The organism is Flavobacterium sp. (genome assembly GCF_024642105.1).
Classification (GTDB): domain Bacteria; phylum Bacteroidota; class Bacteroidia; order Flavobacteriales; family Flavobacteriaceae; genus Flavobacterium.
Genome location: NZ_JAHEBT010000057.1, coordinates 72,780 through 93,212, shown reverse-complemented (window position 1 = coordinate 93,212; position 20,433 = coordinate 72,780). Strand labels below are relative to the sequence as shown.

General features: G+C 36.7%; 18 protein-coding genes. 9 read left to right on the top strand and 9 right to left on the bottom strand.

All coding sequences use genetic code 11. From position 1 onward, the window contains the following. The 8 genes from Q0L65_RS13785 to Q0L65_RS13750 all read left to right on the top strand — a co-directional run. Positions 1 to 344: DUF6549 family protein (locus Q0L65_RS13785; RefSeq protein WP_296687414.1), on the top strand; the 344-nt coding region annotated here is incomplete at its 5' end. Beyond that, a complete protein-coding gene (locus tag Q0L65_RS13780) occupies positions 341 to 478 on the top strand; it encodes a hypothetical protein (protein ID WP_296687413.1) in 138 nt (45 codons plus the stop codon). The genes Q0L65_RS13785 and Q0L65_RS13780, both read left to right, overlap by 4 nt. A 2-nt stretch (positions 479 to 480) precedes the next feature. Beyond that, positions 481 to 1,155, top strand: coding sequence for a transglycosylase SLT domain-containing protein (locus Q0L65_RS13775; protein ID WP_296687412.1), 675 nt, complete (start codon positions 481 to 483; stop codon positions 1,153 to 1,155). After that, the gene (locus tag Q0L65_RS13770; protein WP_296687410.1) at positions 1,155 to 1,913 is read left to right on the top strand and encodes an N-6 DNA methylase; all 759 of its coding nucleotides are present in this window, start codon (positions 1,155 to 1,157) and stop codon (positions 1,911 to 1,913) included. Before Q0L65_RS13775 ends, Q0L65_RS13770 begins: the two co-directional genes overlap by 1 nt. Before the next feature lie 2 nt (positions 1,914 to 1,915). Next, positions 1,916 to 2,674, top strand: coding sequence for a JAB domain-containing protein (locus Q0L65_RS13765; protein WP_296687409.1), 759 nt, complete (start codon positions 1,916 to 1,918; stop codon positions 2,672 to 2,674). Continuing rightward, positions 2,674 to 3,324 (top strand): hypothetical protein, encoded by a 651-nt coding sequence (locus Q0L65_RS13760; RefSeq protein WP_296687407.1) that lies wholly within the window; start codon positions 2,674 to 2,676, stop codon positions 3,322 to 3,324. Before Q0L65_RS13765 ends, Q0L65_RS13760 begins: the two co-directional genes overlap by 1 nt. Continuing rightward, positions 3,321 to 6,992 (top strand): DEAD/DEAH box helicase, encoded by a 3,672-nt coding sequence (locus Q0L65_RS13755; RefSeq protein ID WP_296687406.1) that lies wholly within the window; start codon positions 3,321 to 3,323, stop codon positions 6,990 to 6,992. Before Q0L65_RS13760 ends, Q0L65_RS13755 begins: the two co-directional genes overlap by 4 nt. 3 nt (positions 6,993 to 6,995) lie before the next feature. Next, entirely contained in the window at positions 6,996 to 8,453 is a 1,458-nt protein-coding gene (locus tag Q0L65_RS13750) for an AAA family ATPase (RefSeq protein WP_296687403.1), read from the top strand. A 2-nt stretch (positions 8,454 to 8,455) separates the two neighbouring features. Here Q0L65_RS13750 and Q0L65_RS13745 read toward each other — a convergent pair whose 3' ends face one another. Continuing rightward, entirely contained in the window at positions 8,456 to 8,983 is a 528-nt protein-coding gene (locus Q0L65_RS13745) for an SHOCT domain-containing protein (RefSeq protein WP_296687401.1), read from the bottom strand. Between the two features lie 113 nt (positions 8,984 to 9,096). Here Q0L65_RS13745 and Q0L65_RS13740 point away from each other — a divergent pair, with 113 nt between their 5' ends. Next, positions 9,097 to 9,987: a WYL domain-containing protein gene (locus tag Q0L65_RS13740; protein WP_296687400.1), complete on the top strand. Its 891-nt coding sequence runs from the start codon at positions 9,097 to 9,099 to the stop codon at positions 9,985 to 9,987. Positions 9,988 to 10,472: 485 nt separating this feature from the next. On the opposite strand, the gene Q0L65_RS13735 is transcribed toward Q0L65_RS13740, so the two are convergent. Genes Q0L65_RS13735 through Q0L65_RS13700 form a run of 8 tightly spaced genes read right to left on the bottom strand, consistent with a single transcriptional unit; the run spans position 10,473 to position 20,419 of the window. After that, the gene (locus Q0L65_RS13735; RefSeq protein ID WP_296687398.1) at positions 10,473 to 12,404 is read right to left on the bottom strand and encodes an ATP-binding protein; all 1,932 of its coding nucleotides are present in this window, start codon (positions 12,402 to 12,404) and stop codon (positions 10,473 to 10,475) included. Position 12,405: 1 nt separating this feature from the next. Beyond that, on the bottom strand, positions 12,406 to 13,023 hold the full coding sequence (locus Q0L65_RS13730) for a GIY-YIG nuclease family protein (protein WP_296687397.1): 618 nt from the start codon (positions 13,021 to 13,023) through the stop codon (positions 12,406 to 12,408). Positions 13,024 to 13,081: 58 nt separating this feature from the next. Then, positions 13,082 to 16,186 carry a type I restriction endonuclease subunit R gene (locus Q0L65_RS13725; RefSeq protein ID WP_296687395.1) on the bottom strand — a complete coding sequence of 1,035 codons (3,105 nt, stop codon included), beginning with the start codon at positions 16,184 to 16,186 and terminating at the stop codon, positions 13,082 to 13,084. 23 nt (positions 16,187 to 16,209) lie between these two features. Further along, entirely contained in the window at positions 16,210 to 17,313 is a 1,104-nt protein-coding gene (locus tag Q0L65_RS13720; protein WP_296687392.1) for an AAA family ATPase, read from the bottom strand. A 4-nt stretch (positions 17,314 to 17,317) separates the two neighbouring features. Then, the gene (locus Q0L65_RS13715; RefSeq protein WP_296687389.1) at positions 17,318 to 17,821 is read right to left on the bottom strand and encodes a restriction endonuclease subunit S; all 504 of its coding nucleotides are present in this window, start codon (positions 17,819 to 17,821) and stop codon (positions 17,318 to 17,320) included. A gap of 23 nt (positions 17,822 to 17,844) precedes the next feature. Next, complete coding sequence (locus Q0L65_RS13710; protein WP_296687387.1) at positions 17,845 to 18,522, bottom strand: restriction endonuclease subunit S; 678 nt, start codon at positions 18,520 to 18,522, stop codon at positions 17,845 to 17,847. Beyond that, entirely contained in the window at positions 18,519 to 20,069 is a 1,551-nt protein-coding gene (locus Q0L65_RS13705; protein WP_296687385.1) for a type I restriction-modification system subunit M, read from the bottom strand. The genes Q0L65_RS13710 and Q0L65_RS13705 overlap by 4 nt, the downstream gene beginning before the upstream one ends. Before the next feature lie 56 nt (positions 20,070 to 20,125). Beyond that, the gene (locus tag Q0L65_RS13700; protein ID WP_296687383.1) at positions 20,126 to 20,419 is read right to left on the bottom strand and encodes a helix-turn-helix transcriptional regulator; all 294 of its coding nucleotides are present in this window, start codon (positions 20,417 to 20,419) and stop codon (positions 20,126 to 20,128) included. Positions 20,420 to 20,433 lie beyond the last annotated feature (14 nt).

Genomic DNA, 20,433 nt, shown 5'->3' with positions numbered 1-20,433 from the left:
TGGGAATCAAATTAAACAGGGCAACTCAGGTAAGTAGTACGGTGATTGAAACACAGAAAAATATCATTACAGTACTAAGAGATAGCATCGTTCATGATACGGTCAGGGTAAAAGTATTTTCTTATAAAGATCAGTGGTATCAAATCAGCGGAATCGGCAATGACAAAACGCAGCAATTAAGCATTTTTACTACCGATACGATTACACAGGTTGTATTCAAAGGTGAAAGAATCAAGCCCTGGCTTTGGATATTCTCTCCTCGCAAGCTTCAACAAAGAATAAGCGTTTCAAACCCTAATTCAACTATAAAATATAGTAGCCTCATTCAAATCCAAAAACAATGAACAAGTTAATATTTGGCGCAGCAGCATTGGCCTTGTTGGCACTGCTTAAAAAAAACTCGAAGAGTACTGACGATAATCCTCCAATTACTCCAGCCCAAAAAGCGCAGAGAACCATCACATTTTATAAAGCATAAGTATGGCAGAGTTAGCAGTCCCAATACCAATGACCCCACGTACATTTTATCCAGTTGCAGCATTGCCACAGAATAAAACAAAAATGGAAACCATTGGCAAAAAGTATTTCAACGAAATAAAACTCGCAGAGACATTAACCAATGTCCCAGGAGCGATCATTCTTTCCCTCATTTTCACTGAAAGTGCTGGTAATCCAAGTATTGTTAGCTCGGCAGGTGCAGTGGGATTAATGCAGTTAAAACCACAAACTGGAAATGATGTCATTCATTTGGAAAACAAGTCCAAAAGGCTGACAGCACCTGAAATTGAGCTGTTGAAAAAGCATTTAGGTGCAAGGGTTAACGGCCCGTTGAAACAACAATACATATCTCATAAGATCAAGGAAAATAATTACACGGGAAATGTTATGACCCGTGCTGATTTACAAAAGCCAGAACTCAATATTTTGTTGGGTGCTATGCTTATTGGCATTCTCATAGATCAACATTATGAGCAAGGTGTTTTAAGACTCGATAAGGCGCTGGTTCGCTACAACCAAGGTTACTTTTTTAAACCTGGAACGGGAACCGTAGAACAAGTATTGGATCGCGTAAAAGGTCGTAGCCGCGAAGCGTATTCTTATATCATAAAAGTAGTGGGTAAAAATGGATTACTAGAAACCCAATCCATGGTGTAATGAATCAATTTGAGCTCAATAAACAAATCCAGCAGTTAATCCTGAAGAAGGACAAGGCAGGCGAAACGTATAGTTTCGATGAGAAGAAGTTTATTGCTCAGTATGAAGGTTCAGGCGGACAAGGTTCAAAGGGAGCGACTGGCGAAGGTGTGCTTTATGAATTTTTCACGCCCGATTTTGTTTGTGAGCTCATGTGGAAACTAGCATACCGCTACGGATTTAAGGCTGGTGGATCAGTACTGGAACCAAGTTTAGGAACTGGGAATTTACTAAAATGGGCTCCCAATAACTCCAAATGCTACGGCTTTGAAATCAATCCCATATCCAAGCGCATCACAGAGATATTATATCCCGATGCGAAGATTTATGAAGGCTATTTTGAAACGGCTTTCCTGCAAGAGCCACGCTACACAGCAAGACTAAAAGACAAGCTTACCTGGCTTGAAGGTTATCCATTTTCGCTTGTCATTGGCAATCCGCCTTACGGCAAGTACAAAAACAAGTACAGCAGCTATTTTACCAAGCCCAAAATGCACCAAATAGAATTGTTTTTTATGCATTATGGCTTACAGCTTTTGAAGCCAGGCGGAATAATGGTCTTTATTACTGGTAGTAATTTCCTGCGAAATGGGATCAGTTACCAAAGTGAAAAATTGGAGATTGAAAAGCTAGCAGATATAGTGGATGCCTATCGTCTGCCTCCCGTTTTCAAATTCTCAAAAGTCCCAACGGACATTATCGTTTTAAAACGCAAATAATCATGAAATATAATCAGCCCAACATACAACCTCAAATGGTGTTTGACAAATCATCGTACAGCGATTTAGAAAACCAAATAGATGAGCTTGATGCAGAATTTAAAATCCGTGAAATCGAAGTCACTTTTAATAAGGAAGCTTATTTCTTTGGCCAGGTAACGAGCTCCAATGATGTATATAATTTCCTCAAAGAGCAAATCTTGAAAGGAATTGAAATACAGGAGCATTTTATTGCGCTTTACTTAAATCAAGCTAACAAGATAATTGGTTACTACCATCATTCAACAGGTACAATCAATGCCACCATGGTGGATACAGAAATTGTGGTAGCGGTGGCTTTAAAAACCTTGGCCAAGTCCGTGATTATTTCACACAATCATCCAAGTGGAAACCTGCAACCATCTGAGGCGGATAGGCAGCTTACTCGAAGGCTAAAACAATCATTGAAACTCTTTGATGTGCATTTGGTTGACCACCTCATCGTTACTAAAAATGGATACTATTCGTTTGCTGAGAGGAGTGAAAGTTCACTTTCAGGTGATAGGTCAACGATGAATCCGATGGAGCAAAAATTGCGCGAAGAAATTCTTAAGCAGCTCAAAAAAGTGACCCAAGCCAATGCGCCTAATTTATTCGCCATGATGCAATCTCCCCAAGGATATGAGCAGGCAGAAGAGTTGGTAATTCGAAAAATGCTGCACGACCAAATGGTTCCAGCAGCGGTAATTCCTATGCTTGAATCTGAAATGGAAATGATCTAGTGGACATTACAAGCCCTGCATATCTCAGAGCTCGAATAGACATGATTCGGGACGTGCTATCAAAATCTGATGCAAAGGATTTTCATGTGGCATTACTCCGTAATGGAGTATTTCCAAAGGATAGAGATGAGAAGGGCTTGGTGGAAGTTTACGCCAAACAAAAAGATTATTCCAATGAACCATTGAGCCTCACAGAACTATGCACATTTAATACCTGGTTTAATTTATATCCTGAAAAAGTGTGTGGTGAAGAGCTCGTAACAACAAGCAGAGAGTTTCCGCTATCTATCAAAGGAAATGAAACTTGGATCACCAATACAATCAATCATGCATTGGGTGATTTTCAGCTGATATTGGAGCTGCCAGGTGACTGGCACATCGATTACTACGATCCTGGCAATGAGGATTTTTCAGTGGATTACCGCCTTGGAACTTATAAAATACAAATCTTCTCTCATGGAGTGGATTACAATTTTCAAATACAAAATGGAGATTTCTTACTGGAGAACATTAATTACCGATACATCGAGGATGCTAATGCCCATGCTTTACGATTTATGCAGTCGAATCCTTTGGCTAACACAAATGTTTCGGATTTAGAAATTGAAGCATTGGCACTAGAATACGAACTACAATTAAAAAGACTATGAGCTATTTATCAGGCATATCAAACATTCATTCTTTGGGGACTTTGAATCCCTATACATCGACTAAGATTAGAGGTAATTCTCAAGTGGTGGAGCGCATTTTAAAACAAGCTAGCGAACTTCAAGGACTGGGCGATACCGAAGGAAAAAAGATTCCATTTTCTGATGTTGTAGCAAAATACAACAAGGGCATCACTGAGCCTGAAATCAAAGCGTGGGTTTGGTACAAGCGAAAAACGGGCGTTCCAATGAACGGCTGGGAAAACTATTACCTAAAAGGAACAGGAAAAGCACTGGAAGAGCAGCTCTTTGATTTGGTTCGTGCTGGCGCATTGTTTTACCATGCAGGTGAGTTATTGCCATTTCCGACATATACCTATGGGAATATGTATGATAGGCTTACTCAACTTGAAAATGACAAAGAGGATATTGAAAAACATTTCGGGATAGAGATTTGGAACAATCACAAACAGGTAGTTGAAAAAGCAAAACCAGAACTACTTACCGTTGAGAATGCCGATGAAAAAGAACGGCCAATTATAACCGCGATTTCTGATTTTGCCGTTGATCCCCTATTGTTTTATGTAACAAGTGTTCGAGAGGAATACATGGATTTAGAGAATGCCGAGGAACTTAAAAAGGTGAACGGTAAAATTGAACGCAAAAAAGACCGCGAGAAAATTAGTATTCGTTTTGATGGTGAAACTAAATACACGCTACAACATGTTTTCATTAAATGGTTGTTCACCTTGAATAATGACACCGACTTTGAAAAAAGCTCCGCCATTGATATTGCTGATTACTACCTAGCGAATAGATCACTTCGCGATGACAAACTATCTAAGGAAGAAAAGGCAGAGCTTAGAGCCAATGCCCGAATCGAGGGTGAAAAGCTCTTCTCTAAGTTCCTGCATGAAGTACTGGCCTTTGACGACCAGCATAAACTAAATTATGCCTGGAACCGATTATACAACGGTCAATCCGATATCAACTATTCCAAGGTTCCGATTGGCTTTGAGTGTTCCGCTCGTTTCAAGTCGGGCATTTTGCAAATAACCGATATTCAGCGCGAAGGTGTGGCTTTCATGGAAGCCATGGGATCAGGCATCAATGCCTTTGACGTGGGCGTAGGTAAAACTATGACAGCTATTGTGAACTTGGCGCATAACTTGTATTCAGGCAAATGTAAACGTCCAATTGTAGTAGTTCCTAAGCCTACCTATAAAAAGTGGATGAACGAAATCATCGGTTACACCGATAAAAAAACGGGTGAGTTTGTATCGGGTGTGTTGTCCCATACAGGCATTACCGTGAATGATTGGTACAACCTGGGAACGGACATCATTGATAAAATCAATTTGAATGCGCCTGTTGCCGAGAGGTCTATCACCATGGTTACGTATGAAGGTTTTAAACGTCTGGGCTTTGGTGAATCCGTTTCGGATGAATTGTTTACCGAGCTGGTAAATATCCTTGGGCAGAGCAAAGAAAAATCAAGCCGAGACAAAGAAATCGAATACCAAAAATTCAGAGAAATGATTGGCGTGGGATTAAAGAATTCGATTGCCGATATTGATGTACTTGGTATTGATTACGCTGTGATTGATGAAGCGCACAGGTGTAAAAATGTATTTGCATCCGTAAAGAGCGATGATGAAGGAAACAAGCGCTACAACATACAATCAGCCACATCAGAAATAGGACAAAAAGCATTTTTGATTCTAAGTTTTATTCAGCGCAAATATGGCCGAAATACCATGCTGCTTACGGCAACTCCGTTCTCGAATTCACCATTGGAAATTTATTCGATGTTGTCTCTCGTGGCCTATGATTCTTTGCGAGACAACGGTATTTTAAACCTGGACACATTCTTTGATTTGTTTGTCCTTCCAACGGTAGAATGGGCTGCCAACTACAAAGAGGAAATTGTAGAAAAGGAAGTGATCAAAAGCTTCACCAACCGCAGGATTTTACAAAAGCTCATCTACAACCATATCCTGTATAAAACGGGTGAAGAAGCTGGTGTGGTTAGACCAAAGAAAATCAACTTGCCACTGCTTTATAGTTTTGAAAATGCCAAGGAAAGATTGTCCCAAGATAAGCAAGTGCTTACCTACATTAACATGACACCAAAGCAGCGTGAAAATCAAAATGGCATTGTGGCCATGGCGAAAAGTTCTACGCAAGGGAAATTGGATATGGGTAATTTGTTTCGGGCATTGGCTTATAGTTTGGACAATGCACTTTCTCCATTCTTGTTAAATGGAACACCTGAAGACTACAAGGATTTTGTTGATCAAAGCCCAAAAATTGCGTATGTCATGGACTGCATCAAATCTGTGAAAGCTTGGCATGAGCAGCACCAAGAGACCGCTAGTGGACAGGTGATTTACATGAACCGCGGTAAACTGTTTTTTCCGCTGATTAAAGAATACCTGGAGAAAGAGGTAGGTTACAAGCGTGGGGTGATGTACGATAAAGTAAAGGTTGATGAAGTAGAAATCATCTCTTCTGAAATCAACGATACGCGAAAAGAAACCATCAAAGAAGCGTTCCTAGATGGAGTGGTGAAAATCATCATTGGAACCGCCACAATCCGTGAAGGGATTGATTTACAAAAACGCGGAACGGTTATTTACAACTGCTATCCTGAATGGAATCCAACGGATATTCGACAGCTGGAAGGCCGAATTTGGCGCCAGGGAAATCAGTTTCAGTATGTGCGTATTGTGATGCCATTGGTGCAGGACTCCATGGATGTCTTTGTGTTCCAAAAGCTAGAAGAAAAGACCTCACGTATCAATGACATTTGGTTCAGGGGTGACAGAGGAAACGTGCTGGATTTAGAAAGCATGGATCCTGAGGAGATTAAGCTGGCTCTTATTACCGATGTTGACCGTTTGGTGCGTATGTTTTTTGACCAGGCGAAGGAGCAGCTGAATCGCGATTACAAAAAAATCGGACTAGCCATTGAGATGCTCAAAGAAGTACAAAGTGATATTAGAGACTACAAAATTTACCGTGAAAAATCTATTGAAGCTATACGCGGATTTTACACTACGTTGTTAGCATCGAATTATTTGTTAGAAACACCAAAAGTTGCCGAAGATGGTGAAGTGATCAACAAACAATCCAAGAAAGCAAAGGAGCTTAAAGAGGATATTGAAGCGGTACTGAATTCAACGGATCAACAGGACAAGGAAATACTTGCCATTGGTCGAAAAATTGAAAGTTCGTACCAGGTACTTGGCATTTACTTTTCAAACCGCTACTACCTCAATTATTTCAAGGAATATGTAAGCAAGGTGCGAAAAACAGAACGTACCCTGCTCAAACCAAGAGGATTTTCACTCTCCAGTGATTTAAGTCCTGTTATGGCGCAATACGAAGCAGAGAAACAAGCTGTAATTAACCAATCTCAAAGTTATAACGGCGAAGAAAACTCTCCCAAATGGGCGGAGCTTAGACTAGAAATCCAAGCAAAAAAATCAGCCTTGCAAGTAGAAGGCAGAAGTGCCCAGGATAGAGCCTCCGAATTTCAGCGCTTGAATTATCTTTTGGAATACCGAACAAACCTGGCTCCAGCTCCAGCAACACCAACATTCAATACAAGTGAATTAGAGCTCGAAGCTTTAGCCCTTGAAATAGAACTCGAACTTATAAATTTTTAAACCATGCTAAATACGAACAATTACTTTTCAAAAGCCGCAAGTATCAATTGGGATAGTCTACCCGAAGCCCTTACAAAAGGACATAAACTTGTAGAAGGAGCATCACAAAACAACTGGGCTGCATACAATTCAAACGAAAACATCAAACGCGTTGTTGATGCATATTTTCAAAAGCTAACGGAATACCTGGGTAAAAATCCTAGCTCAGTGGTGGCTACTTCAAAGTCCTTGCCAACAAAAACCGTAAAGTCAAGTCCAAAACCTGCTGCGGCAAAGCCTGCAACGCGATATATGCCACCTAAAAAAGCAGCGGTGGAGAAAGAACAATACGATAGCGAAGATGTAGAACTCATTGATACCGATGTTCAATTTATCAAACGCTATGCAGCCATGCATGGAAAGGTAAAAAGTCAGGCTCAAATATTAACCCTGTTACACAGTCTGCAAAAAGCCATTATTGAACGCAGAATAGGAAAGGACTCCCCTTACGCCAAGGAGATTGATATGATGCAGAAACAACTGATTTCCTGTTACGAAAAAATGGGCGACATGGCAGAAATCAAGATTGACAGCAAAAACCTAAAACGCTACCTTGAAATTGCACATAGTCAGGAAGGCATGTTTTCTGTTGCCTTATTAAAGTCCTATATCGCACTCAATGGAAAGAAAGATGTAAAAGACAGGTCGCAAAGGTTATTTAACCGAATTAAAAAGGCTGTTGAGCAAGGAAAGATCACTAAATCGGACAAGTATGCCGATAAGTTAAATGAAGCCTACCAAACGCTTAAAAACTACATTGACGGTGATTCGGCGATGTTGAATATCAACAAGGCACAGCTTAATGGATTAATGGGCATTTTGGGAGAAAACTTGTTCCATCAAAAAAAAAGCCTCAGCGGTTACGACGATGACAATGGAATGATTGTAAGTTCAGGCGAATTGCTTGCCATGGACTTTCAAACCATAGGCCTACAAGGTCGATATAAGGAACTTATTGGTGATCCAAGCGTAGGATTCACAGCCATGGTTTACGGACTACCAAAGTCTGGAAAATCAACCATGTGTTTGGACTTTGCAAACTACCTAGCAGCAAACCACGGTAAGGTATTGTACTGTGCCATTGAAGAAGGATTTGGCTATACCCTAAAAGAAAAGATTGAACGCTTAAAAGCGCATCACTCAAACCTGTATATCACCGACCGTGTTCCTGAAAATCTGAATGATTTCAACTTCGTGTTCATTGATAGCGTTTCCAAAGCAGGAATGGATGTGAACGACATTGACGCTTTAAGAAAAATGCACCCAGAAGTCTCCTTTATTTTTATCTACCACACCACCAAGGAAGGAAAATTCAAAGGCGTGAATGAACACGCCCATGAAGTTGATGTAATTGTACAGGTTGAAAAGGGAAAAGCAACATCCACGGGCAGGTTTAATGCTGGTGGGGTAATGGAGATTTAATCTTACTTTATGTATTTACTAAGCTCGGCCTTTAATTTGTCAAATTCCTCTTGTGTAATTAAGCCAAGGTCTAGTTTGTCTTTTGCTTTTTTTAATTGAGCGAGTGCATCATCACTCGACAAACCAAATCCTTTGACCTCGCCTGTTGATAGTGCATTTTCAAATTGGATTGTGTAATTAGATAATCCAGTAATTCCTTTGGTTCTAAAGGCAACCGTATAGCCAGATCGCTTATTTCCTACAACAAATATTCGTTTGATTTCGGTTTCAGTACCACTTGAATTTGCCAATAGATTTGTAATTGGCAACAATATGCCATCACCTTCAGTGATAAATGCAAAGGTTTTGTTTGAGGACGGCACACCAATTTTTACGCGGTCACCAATTTTATAGACAGCGCCATCACTGCCGAGGTATGATGTGAATTCACCTCTTTCTGCTGTTGCTAAATCAGCGTACTTTATTTCTTGACCAAATGCTGTTGACATTGTTATGGTGAAAAGAAAAGCTGCAATTAAATTAAATTTCATAGTCGTTTTTTTAAATGTTAATTTGACAAAATAACCCAATCTTTTTGCCAAATAGGGTCAACTGCTTGGTAGGTTGTAATCATTTGACTTTATTTGTCAAAATATTTTTCAACATGTTTAATCAGAATAGAATATACAGGCTATTTCAGCTGATAAATTACTTGAAAGCTCGCCCTGCAAAATCGGTGCGAAGCATCGAAACATTCCTGGATACCTCCGAAAGAACCGTGTATCGTTACCTCGATTTATTAAAAGACCTGGGTTTCACTATTGAGAAAGACAGCAACAACAAAATATTTATTGCCGCTTCTTCAGACTTAGATCTTATTCCGTTTACACCCCAAGAAGCAGACTACCTTAAAAAACTCATATTATCTACTGGAAAGAAAAATCAGTTGGCTCAGAGTGTCTTACAAAAAGTGCAGCAATCTAGCGAAATAGAATTAGGGGCTGAAAGCTTGTTTAAGGCGCACCTGGCAAAAATCGTGGAGCAAATTTCAGTAGCAATCATTGAAGGAAAGCAGCTTTTAATCAAAGGGTATAGTTCTGCCAACAGTCAAAGTGTTTCAGACCGCATGGTTGAGCCCACATGTTTTACAGATAATTACGATGCTGTTTCAGCATTTGAAATAAAAACAAGGCTCAATAAGTATTTCAATATTGAGCGAATGGCTAGCGTAGAAGTGTTAGAAACACCTATGAAACATGAAGCCCAACATGAATTTTACAAGCCCGATATTTTTGGATTCCAGGGCAAAAGCATGAACAAAGAAATTGAATTGCAAATGTCCATGCGTGCCTATTTATTGCTAAAGGAAGAGTACCCCATGAGTGCCGCATTCATAAATCCAATTCCAGAAACTGGCAAGTATTATTTCAAGGCAAATGTGAAAAGCTTCAAGGCGCCAGGGCGTTTTGTTCTGGGCTTTTTAGAAGAAGTACAAGTTGTAGGCTCAAAAGAATTTATCCGCTACATACAGCGGGTAGTACAAAAGAATACTTAGTTCTTTTTACGTCTGTATTTCCCTCTCGTTTGATAATAGTACCTTGATCTATTTTGACTTTTAATGGCGTTCTTTTTGGTGCTTACAGGCATGCGCACGTACCCCTTTCTAAATTTGCCTTTATAGTCAATGCTCGGTTTTACATAAACGGGCTTTCTACCAGAGCCTGAATCATTACTTTTGCCACAAGCCGCTAGCAGAAGGAAAATACAAGCTATTACGAAGTGGCGCAGATTCATGCGATAAAAATTTTCCATACCCCATAAGCTAAAGCCAATGGCGTGCTCATCAAAATAACCAAACTAACTAAGCAGCCTTTACTTGTTTTGTTATACACTTTGTTGTACAAAGCTTTCTTAGGATCGGTTATCCAGCCCAAACCTCTAGGTGCTTTAAAACCTAGACTGTGACGAATAACACGCTTTACTGAGGTACGAGCTGCAATTCGTTTTGTGAGGGAAGGTATGCGGAATCCGAATTTCATTTTATAGATCTAGTTTACTTTGATTTAGGCTTTGTTTTTGAAACATATACATGCCGTCAACATCATCATAACGTTCTGCTAATTTTTCTCTTAAACCGAATAAACGCTTTTCAGCAGTATCTACGAGTTGCGCAAAAGTGGTAACGCGAATCTTGCCGATTTCAACATTATTATCATTTTTAACAACAACTACGGGAGAGATTTTTTCGCCAAATGAATCACCAACTACAAATGCTTCAACAAATGGATTTCCAATTAATGCCCCACAACCGACTATGTCTTCAACATATCCTTGGGCTTGATTTCTTTCATTTCTGGTAATTTTAAACTTACCTCTTTTGAGTTCAATTAAAAGTACCTTGTTAATTGAGACTAAGCCAGTTTCAGAATCGTGAAGCTCAGTTCCACTAATTGACGCTGTTGAATTGTTGAATATAACTAAATCAGGACGTTTTTTTGAATTAGTGAACTGTTCTACAGATATATCCTTTTTAAAAACAATTTTTATTGCATTTTGAAGCTGTCGGTTAGATGCAAATTCGGCAGATTCAAATTCAGGCCCAAATAACCATCTTGCTGATGTTACAAGCGGGTGAAGTACATGTAATTCATCAACATCTTCATCTGATGAAAGCTTTCGAATTGCCTCTACAACAGAAATGCGATTATCTATTTCATTAAGTACACTTAATGCGTCTCTAACTGACCAATTTTCAAGTAAATGATTTAATCCGTTTATATCATCATCTGACAAATTAATTAATTTAGATAGTAACTCTTTACCAGATCTTGATTTTTCTAACTTTATTACAGTATTTACCGCCAAAGAAATAGACTCTGCCTTTGCAGTTGGATTTGAGATCGCAATATCTTGAATAGCTAAATTTAACTCATACTTAGCCATTGGCGAAAGGCTTGAAATTTCAGTTGAAAACTCCTCAGTAACTTGACTCATTGTCTCATCAATCGTATCCTTTGAGATTTTATAAACTATCTCATTGAAATATTTTTCGATTTCAGAGTACATTAAATTTAAATTAGAATTTTTTTTAAATCCAGTCCAATCCTCTAAAATATAATCAGCTAAATCATCAGAAGTAACAACAATAGTGTATCTTTTTGCTATTCTTGTTCTACCATCTATTACAAAATCACTTCCTAAAATCCAAGTTGGTTCACCGACTAGTCTGTTACTTTGCCAAAATGCTATACCTTGATATATTGTGCTTCTAGAGGACTTTTTAGTGTCTATGAAATGTACATTTATTTTTATTTTATCATTAATAAAAATTTCTCTACTATCAATCAAACCAGTGTGCTCTTCGAGTTCTACAGTCTTACCATTTATAAATACCCGAAAAGATGGATCATGTAAAAATCTAGCTGAAATTATTTCCAATATTCTATTTTCTGTAGGCAAATTTCTTTCAACTTCAACTTCTAATCTAGATCCAAATTTTTCAAATGGTTGGGATGTGATTTCGAATGACTTTATAACAAATGGTTGCTCTGAACTTGAAGTAGATATATTGAAAATTGATTTTTCATTTCCCTTAAAAGTGGTAACAATATACTCATTGTTGAAGCAAAGTAAACCATGACGTCCTATACCGTTTCGACCATAGGCAATTCTTTTCCCATTAGTATTTGGCGGAAACAATACATTTTTACCTTGATGCTTAAGCCTGTTATAACCCAATTTCATCCAACGATTTTGAAAATCCTCACTAGATAACCCTGTCCCATTATCCTCAATCACTAATTTTTCACCTCTATTTTCTGGGATAGTTACATGTACCTGTGTAGCACCTGCATCCCAAGCGTTAGCAACTAACTCCGTAAGTGCAATTTCATTTGAATGGGCTATTGTACCTAGTGTACGAACAAGATAATCTTCTTCAAAAAGTGAGGTTTGAGTAATATCATTTTTCATATTATTCAGGTCTTTGATATGTATCATTATAAATCTCTCTTAATCTTCTGCCATTAAAACTCCAGTAAGGGCCAGGTGCAACATTGTACGCGTATCCATCTCCTAATGCTTGTCGCGTTGCATTAGTTAGGCTTGTTTCTTCATCTCTGAATTGTACGGTTCTATCAGAAATTACAACAGCAATTTCACCACTATTATTGAACGACAATTCCGATCCAACAGGAATTCCCATTTCTTCGAAATTCATCCTAGGTCTCTTTTGAGCATAAACTCTAGCTGCATCTACTTCAATTGTATCTATTACATTTGCTTCTTGTTCCACAAGAGGACTTACATTTTCTAACTCTAAAAGCTTTAAAATGACAATTGCCTGTGTTGCCTCTATTTCAAAAAACTCTCTTTTAGGATTTACTCTATCAGGGCTAAATGCAGTGTGTAAGGCTTTTTCTACGCTATCAATATCTCTCACTTTGGCCGCATACAAGCATTCAAAAGGCAAAGGCACTCCAGAAGAATATAGTTCTTTCATTCTAAGTTTTACATCTTCTTTGGTTGTCTTTCCTATTTTTAAAATTCCAGGCATAGCTGGATTTGATAATAGATAGATTATTCCCACCATTTTATTTAATTTCCTTGTTGTTTTTTATAATTACTTCAAAATTCTGCTTTTCCCATATTTAAAGATTTCCACCAACACCTTTAAATTTTTCAATGAAGAAAGTCAACTTTTGGAAAACACTTTGTTTTTTTGTCAAATATTGAGGATTTAAAGGACTCATTTTCGGTAAAAGAGCATTCAATTCAGTTCCATTTTCACTAGCGTATTCACGTTTTAATGAAGCTGTTATGTATCGCTTTGCTTCTTCTTCATTTAAATTTTCTTCGGTGATTAATTCTGATGCTTCTTCTTTTTGTTTTCTTTGAGCATATGCAAAAAAAGAATCTATCACATTTGCTTTATCCTGAAGAGTATCAAGTTCTGTTTCATTTATAAAGTCTACCACTAAACTTTCTTTTGCTCTATTGCCAACACTTGCTCGAATAACTCTTCGTATTTCGTCAATTAAAGTTGCTTTATCCTTGGTCTTTTTATTATGCTCAAATATTAATTCAAGAATATAATCAAGGTTAATCTCTTGTGATTTTAAGAGATCAACTTCAAATACTACATCATCCCAGTCGATTTTAGACTCTTCTGATTCTTTACCTCTTTTTTCGCGTCTTAACCAGTCACGTATATCGTTATAAGTTGAACGGTAATCTTGAACTGTACGATCTTTGAGTAATTCAATTTTTTGCATTTCCGCAATATCCTCATCTGTAACAAAATGTGTTTTTTTAAATTCTTCTATTGCCTCAAGATTATTTATATCAATGGTCTGAATTGCTTTAAGATGGTTAAATTCATCGTAATTCTGGAGTATATTCTCTACTCTCAAATACTCTCCGAATAGCTTTGCAAATTCTTTTTTGTCTTTCTCTTTTACAATTTCATCAGGGTTAGGAAATTTCTCATTTAACTCTTTTACCACTTCAACGTAACCTCTGCGTGCTTCACCTGTGGCAATGTCTGTAAAGCCTTCTAAATATTCTTTATAGCTTTTTTCAAGAACCACATTCTTAGTGTTGCTATCTCCGAAAAGCGTAATTGCATCAATAGTTGCTTTTTCTAAATCTCTGAATGTTACAATATTTCCAAAAGTCTTTGTTGCGTCATAGATGCGATTTGTTCTTGAAAAGGCTTGAATTAAACCATGGTAACGCAAATTCTTATCAACGAAAATCGTGTTAAGTGTTGGAGCATCAAAACCCGTCAAAAACATTCCAACAACAATTACTAAATCTATCTCTTTACTTTTAACACGTTTTGCAAGGTCACGATAGTAATTTTGAAACTCATTGCTATCTACTCCATAACTTGTTTTGAATATTGAATTATAGTTATTGATAGCTTTTGTCAAAAATTCTTTGGCGCTAACATCCATCGCCGAAGGTTCGAAACTTTCATCGACTATTTCACCAATTGCACTTTGTTCTTCATTAGCTGCAAACGAAAATATAGTCGCAATCTTCAATGGTTTATCTTTACCTATTTGCAAATTGTTCAATTCCTCGTAAAAGCATTTCGCAGCATCTACACTACTAACAGCGAACATGGCGTTAAAACCTTTATTACTACCTTGAGTTCGATGCGTTTTAATCCTGAAATTCTGTAAGATGTATTGAGATATTTCTTTGATGCGTTCTGGATGAAGTAAGGCTTTCTTGTTTTCCGCCGCACTTAGTTTCGTCTCATCGATTTCTGTTTCAATACTTTTAAATTGTGGTCGTACATCGTTATAATCCACTTTGAATTTCAGTACCTTTTCATCTCTAATGGCATCAGTAATTACATAAGAATGTAATTCACGGCCAAATACACTAGCAGTAGTCTCTGCTCCTAAAGCATTTTCAGGGAATATGGGCGTACCTGTAAAACCAAATTGATAGAACTTTTTAAATTTCTTGATTAAGTTTTTTTGTGCTTCGCCAAATTGGGATCGGTGTGCCTCATCAAATATGAAAACAACTTGCTTCTGATAAATGGCCAAATCACCCTCCGTTTTCATGAGGTTATTTAGTTTTTGAATAGTCGTAACGATTATTTTATTGTCATCTTTTTCAATATTTCTCTTTAAACCTGCTGTACTATCTGAACCATTTACACTATCAGGAGAGAAACGCTGATACTCCTTCATAGTTTGAAAGTCCAAATCTTTACGGTCAACCACGAAGAAAACTTTATCAATAAAATCAAGTTGAGTGGCTAAACGAGCAGCTTTGAAGCTGGTCAATGTTTTTCCTGAACCAGTAGTGTGCCATATATATCCTCCACTTTCTGTATCTGACCATTTTTTACTTTGATAGGAGCTTGCAATTTTCCAAAGCATCCGTTCTGTTGCTGCAATTTGATAAGGACGCATAACAAGTAGCGTTTCACTAATATCAAAAACCGAATAAGTTAATAGTACATTTAGAAGTGTATGTTTTTGAAAAAAAGTTGATGTAAAATCTTTAAGGTCTTTAATCAATGTATTGTCAGCCTTTGCCCAATTCATTGTAAAGTCAAAGCTGTTTTTATTTCGCTCCACGGTATTAGCAAAATAACGACTATCGGTACCATTGGAAATGACAAATATCTGTAGGTATTTATACAGTGAGTTTTGGCTATTAAAACTTTCTTTTGAATAGCGATGCACCTGATTAAATGCTTCACGGATAGCAACTCCACGTTTTTTTAGTTCTACTTGCACCAATGGTAGGCCATTGACCAATATGGTTACATCATAACGGTTTGCGTGTGTTCCGTTTTGTTCAAATTGAGCAATTACTTGTACTTTATTACGAGCAATATTTTTTTTATCGACTAGGTAAATGTTTTGGATATGTCCATCATCAAAAACAAAATCATAAATATAATTGTCATGTATTTTCTTTGTTTTTTCAACTAGGTTGTCGCTTGGTTTGTCTAAATACTCTTCTACAAAACGCATCCACTCACTATCTGAAAATGTCATATTGTTAAGCGCTTGCAGATGTATTCTTGCATTTGCCAACATTTCCTGGTACGTTTTTAACGATGGGTTTTCGTATCCTTGATTAATTAAATCTTGGATAAACTCCTTTTCAAGATCGGCTTCCGTTTGATAGACTGCAGGCGCCTCGTTCACCTCATAATACTTGGTGAATTTATCAAGTACTATGAAGTTATTTGATTCTGCTATGGTTCTGTACTGTGACATTTAATTTCGATATTATTGTTTGTTTATTTGAAGCCGTACATTCTCTTAAGTTCACCCACTAAAAAGCTTAATACTCTCTTGTCATTTTCTTCAACAATTGATATTTCATCGCCATTATGTTTGGAATGACTTGAGAGATTAATTATTCGTTTGTAATATGCTTCACGTGATTCTTGAGGCAAAAGTTCTTCCCATTTATTATATCCCAAAAAAGTTGAAGTCTTTTCAAGAATATTACGCAAAAAATTAAAATGATATTTTTTTATTTCGCCTGACGGTTGTATCGCTTTCTCCAATTCGGATAATAGAAATAAGTGATATGAAAAGGGTGAGTCATTTTTCAATTCATTTATTGAAAATGTTCCATCCCTCTGTTTTTCAAGTAGCCATTTTTTAGTTTTCTTAACTCCATTAAATTCATTGAAAAGAATATTGTAGAACAACGGATTATGTGTAGTTATTACGAACTTCAAATCGGAAGTGCTTGACTTTATTAATTCAGCAATATTTACAGCTAGTTCAATCAAATGACTATCATCCAATGAGCTAACAGGATCATCAATAAAAATATATTCAAGCCTATCATATTGGTCAGTTTCACGATGTTCTTTTTCAGCAACGTTTAATACACTAACTACTTGCGCTATCAAACTAAAAAAAATGCTCCAAATAAAACAACTTTCTTCGCCTTTAGATATTTTGATAAATTCAGATTCATTATCATTTCCTCGCTCAAAGGAAAATCGAACCTCTGTGAAATCTTGGTTGAATTGTGGTGTTAATTTGTCATTCGTCAACTTTTGAAAATTGTCAACAATATTTCTATCTTGACCTTGCACACGAAGTACCCAATTTGTGAAACTGTTTTGATGTATTTTTAATTTTCTATCAAAGTCCGATTCTAAATCATTATCCCAATAGAATAGATCTTCTGTGAAGGCATTATAATACAGTATTTTGATACCTGTTTCTTCTTGCTGCTCTTCATCTATTTCTTTTGGAGAAATTAATTCCTTGAATTCTCTTGATAATCGAGTTTTACCCGAGCCATTAAAAGCATAGATTAACTGTGCCTTTTTATCAGCATCCTTGAGTGTTTGAGCTATTTCAACTAAGGATTGTCCCATATTATTATTCTATGTTGTTATTTGGAAACGTTAGCAATAAATTACGATAATACTCGTATTGCTTTTTTCTTAACTCAATCTCTTTTGGCAAACCCTCACTAATGGATGTTGTGATTGTGTCGAATTTATCGAGGATAGCAACAATTCGTTCTTGTTCATCGAGAGAGGGAATGGGAATAAGCATTTTTTCAAATACAGTTTTTGACAAACGCGGCACACTTGCTTTACGCACTTGGCCTGAAATTTTGTTTTGTTGAGTTAATAAAAAATAATACAAAAACCTACTTTTAAAATTTTCTGGAGTTACGAAATAGTAAACATCATCTGCAGCCCAAAAATCATAATTACTATATCCAATTTCACCTGCAGAACCAGCACTAATAATAAATGTTGTGTCTGCTTGGACATTACTTTCATGATAATAACCAAGAGGAGTCATACTGTTTTGAAAAACAGCATACTTCCCACTTTCTTCTAATTGACTTTTAACTAATCTTTTTCCCCTCATTATTTTACATATCTCATTGATTGTTAACCACTTATACCCCCCCCCCCGTTAATATCTAATCCATTGAAATCCAATAGCTTATTTCGATAATGCTCATACTGCTGTTTACGAGCTGTAAGCTCCGCTGTAAGCTCCGCTGTAAGCTCCGCTGTAAGCTCCGTAAACGTATCAAGAATACGAACAATTTCTTTTTGAACTGTAAGCGGTGGGATGGGTATTTTGATTTTTTTAAATCGTGCTTTTGAAACATTATAACGAGTTACACCACTTGCTGTCTTTGAAATTTCAAGACGCATAAAATAACTGCGAAACAAGTATTTAGAGAACTCTGGTACAAGTTCAATATCATCATTAAAACGCAAACCAAATGAAAAACTGTTCAAGTAAACATTACCTTCAATGATTGTGGTAACTGCAGAAGACATACCAGCTTCATCGGGGGTTTCTGACGAACCTGTAAATAATATATCTCCATATTTTACATGGTATTGGTTTTCATTGGAAGAAATTTTTACACTTTCAAGTTTCTCAAAATCAACTTCAATGTTGCCAAATATATTTTTGTATGAAACATATTTTGCATTTCCATTTTCAAAATCAGCCTTGCTTTTTCCAGTAAGACCGCCATAGATCTCACTAATTTCTCCTAGTGTTTTCCATTCCACCTGAACGTCTTTTATTAATTTATCTAAATAGTTCATGCTTCAATTTCTTTTATGATGTTATCAATTTCTGAACGAAGGGCATTTATCTTTTCTACTGTTTTAGAAACTACAGTATTTAAAGTTGCTATATCGACTGTTTCACGATTGTCTTTGGCTTGCACATAACTGCTAACTGAAAGATTATAATCGTTCTCCGCAATTTTGAAATTGTCAATAGAAACTGCTACATATTCCACATCGGTCTTTCTATCAAAGATTTCCATAATCCGCTCGATGTGTTTGTCTTCAAGTAAATTATTATTTGTTACTTTTTTAAAGAAATCTTCGCCACTGGCATCAATAAATTGAGTTTTATTTTCGATTTTATGTTTTGAAATCACCAATAGAGTAACAGCAATTGAAGTACCATAAAATAAATTGGGTGCAACAGATATTACACTCTCCACAAAGTTATTTTCTACTAAATACTTTCTTATTTTTTGTTCGGCACCACCACGATAAAAGATACCTGGGAAACAAACCAATGCAGCCCTGCCTTTGCTTGATAGATAGCTTAAGCAATGTAATACAAAGGCAAAATCAGCTTTTGATTTAGGAGCCAAAACACCCGCAGGAGCATAACGATCATCGTTAATTAGTGTTGGATCGCCATCGCCAATCCAGTTAATGGAGTATGGTGGATTAGAAACTATAGCATCAAAAGGCTTTTCATCACCAAAATGAGGATTCAGAAGCGTGTCGCCTAATGAAATATTAAACTTGTCGTAGTTGATGTTGTGCAAAAACATATTCATACGAGCAAGGTTGTATGTAGTATGGTTTACTTCCTGTCCATAAAAACCTTCTTCAATAATGTGATTATCAAAATGTTTTTTGGCTTGTAACAATAATGAGCCTGAACCAGCAGCAGGGTCATATATCTTATTTACCTTTTCTTGCTTGTGCATTGCCAATTGGGCAATGAGTTTGGATACGTGTTGCGGTGTAAAAAACTCTCCTCCTGATTTACCTGCATTAGCTGCATAATTGGATATAAGAAACTCATATGCATCACCAAAGAGGTCAATTTCATTGTTTTCAAAATTGCCAAAATCTAGTTCTTCAATTCCTTTTAATACTTTAGCCAAGGTATTGTTCTTACTTTCAACCGTATTTCCAAGTCTTGTGCTTGTGGTATCAAAGTCGGCAAACAAACCTTTGATATCGGGTTCAGATGGATAGCCGTTTGCTGAACTTTCTATAGCATCATAAATGGCTTTTAAATCAGTATTAAGATTGGGGTTGGTATTTGCGGATTTTGCAACATTTACAAATAGTTGACTTGGATAGATGAAATACCCTTTTGTTTTAATTGCATCATCTTTAATCTCTGGTGTTATTACATCATCCGATAATTTTGCGTAAGCAATACTATCATCTCCACCTTCAATATAGGTAGTAAAGTTTTCACTAATAAAGCGGTAGAAAAGTGTTCCTAAGACAAACTGTTTAAAGTCCCATCCATCAACTGATCCACGCACATCGTTGGCAATTCTCCATATTTTAGACCGTAATTCTTGTTGTTGTTGTGCTATGTTTGCCATCCTTTATTTTAATTTATTGAGTGTATTTCGATTTTTCACTTTTGACATGATTGTAATTATTTTGCTCTAATGTTTTTTGACACGGAAACAATATCCAAAATGCGTTCAATATTTTCTTTCTTTTCATCTTCTATAAGTGCTAAAATTTTATCAGCAACCCAAAATGAATTTAATTCGGTTTCGGATACTTTAAATAATTTAGCTAGTCGACCAATATGATTTTTGCTAATTTGCTTTTCTTCTTTTTCTACTTTGCTAATAAAAGCTGTATCAACCTCTAAAAGAGCAGCAATTTGGCGTTGAACCATTCCATTCGTTTCTCTTAACTCTTTTAATTTAGCACCCAGCATGTTGTATTTATTAA

What these genes read in the sequence shown, in the direction of transcription:
- Q0L65_RS13700 (WP_296687383.1), bottom strand. Translation starts at nt 20,419, where the DNA reads ATGCTGGGTGCTAAATTAAAAGAGTTAAGAGAAACGAATGGAATGGTT.
- Q0L65_RS13775 (WP_296687412.1), top strand. Translation starts at nt 481, where the DNA reads ATGGCAGAGTTAGCAGTCCCAATACCAATGACCCCACGTACATTTTAT.
- Q0L65_RS13750 (WP_296687403.1), top strand. Translation starts at nt 6,996, where the DNA reads ATGCTAAATACGAACAATTACTTTTCAAAAGCCGCAAGTATCAATTGG.
- Q0L65_RS13720 (WP_296687392.1), bottom strand. Translation starts at nt 17,313, where the DNA reads ATGGGACAATCCTTAGTTGAAATAGCTCAAACACTCAAGGATGCTGAT.
- Q0L65_RS13755 (WP_296687406.1), top strand. Translation starts at nt 3,321, where the DNA reads ATGAGCTATTTATCAGGCATATCAAACATTCATTCTTTGGGGACTTTG.
- Q0L65_RS13710 (WP_296687387.1), bottom strand. Translation starts at nt 18,522, where the DNA reads ATGAACTATTTAGATAAATTAATAAAAGACGTTCAGGTGGAATGGAAA.
- Q0L65_RS13705 (WP_296687385.1), bottom strand. Translation starts at nt 20,069, where the DNA reads ATGGCAAACATAGCACAACAACAACAAGAATTACGGTCTAAAATATGG.
- Q0L65_RS13765 (WP_296687409.1), top strand. Translation starts at nt 1,916, where the DNA reads ATGAAATATAATCAGCCCAACATACAACCTCAAATGGTGTTTGACAAA.
- Q0L65_RS13780 (WP_296687413.1), top strand. Translation starts at nt 341, where the DNA reads ATGAACAAGTTAATATTTGGCGCAGCAGCATTGGCCTTGTTGGCACTG.
- Q0L65_RS13715 (WP_296687389.1), bottom strand. Translation starts at nt 17,821, where the DNA reads ATGAGGGGAAAAAGATTAGTTAAAAGTCAATTAGAAGAAAGTGGGAAG.
- Q0L65_RS13740 (WP_296687400.1), top strand. Translation starts at nt 9,097, where the DNA reads ATGTTTAATCAGAATAGAATATACAGGCTATTTCAGCTGATAAATTAC.
- Q0L65_RS13730 (WP_296687397.1), bottom strand. Translation starts at nt 13,023, where the DNA reads ATGGTGGGAATAATCTATCTATTATCAAATCCAGCTATGCCTGGAATT.
- Q0L65_RS13745 (WP_296687401.1), bottom strand. Translation starts at nt 8,983, where the DNA reads ATGAAATTTAATTTAATTGCAGCTTTTCTTTTCACCATAACAATGTCA.
- Q0L65_RS13735 (WP_296687398.1), bottom strand. Translation starts at nt 12,404, where the DNA reads ATGAAAAATGATATTACTCAAACCTCACTTTTTGAAGAAGATTATCTT.
- Q0L65_RS13770 (WP_296687410.1), top strand. Translation starts at nt 1,155, where the DNA reads ATGAATCAATTTGAGCTCAATAAACAAATCCAGCAGTTAATCCTGAAG.
- Q0L65_RS13725 (WP_296687395.1), bottom strand. Translation starts at nt 16,186, where the DNA reads ATGTCACAGTACAGAACCATAGCAGAATCAAATAACTTCATAGTACTT.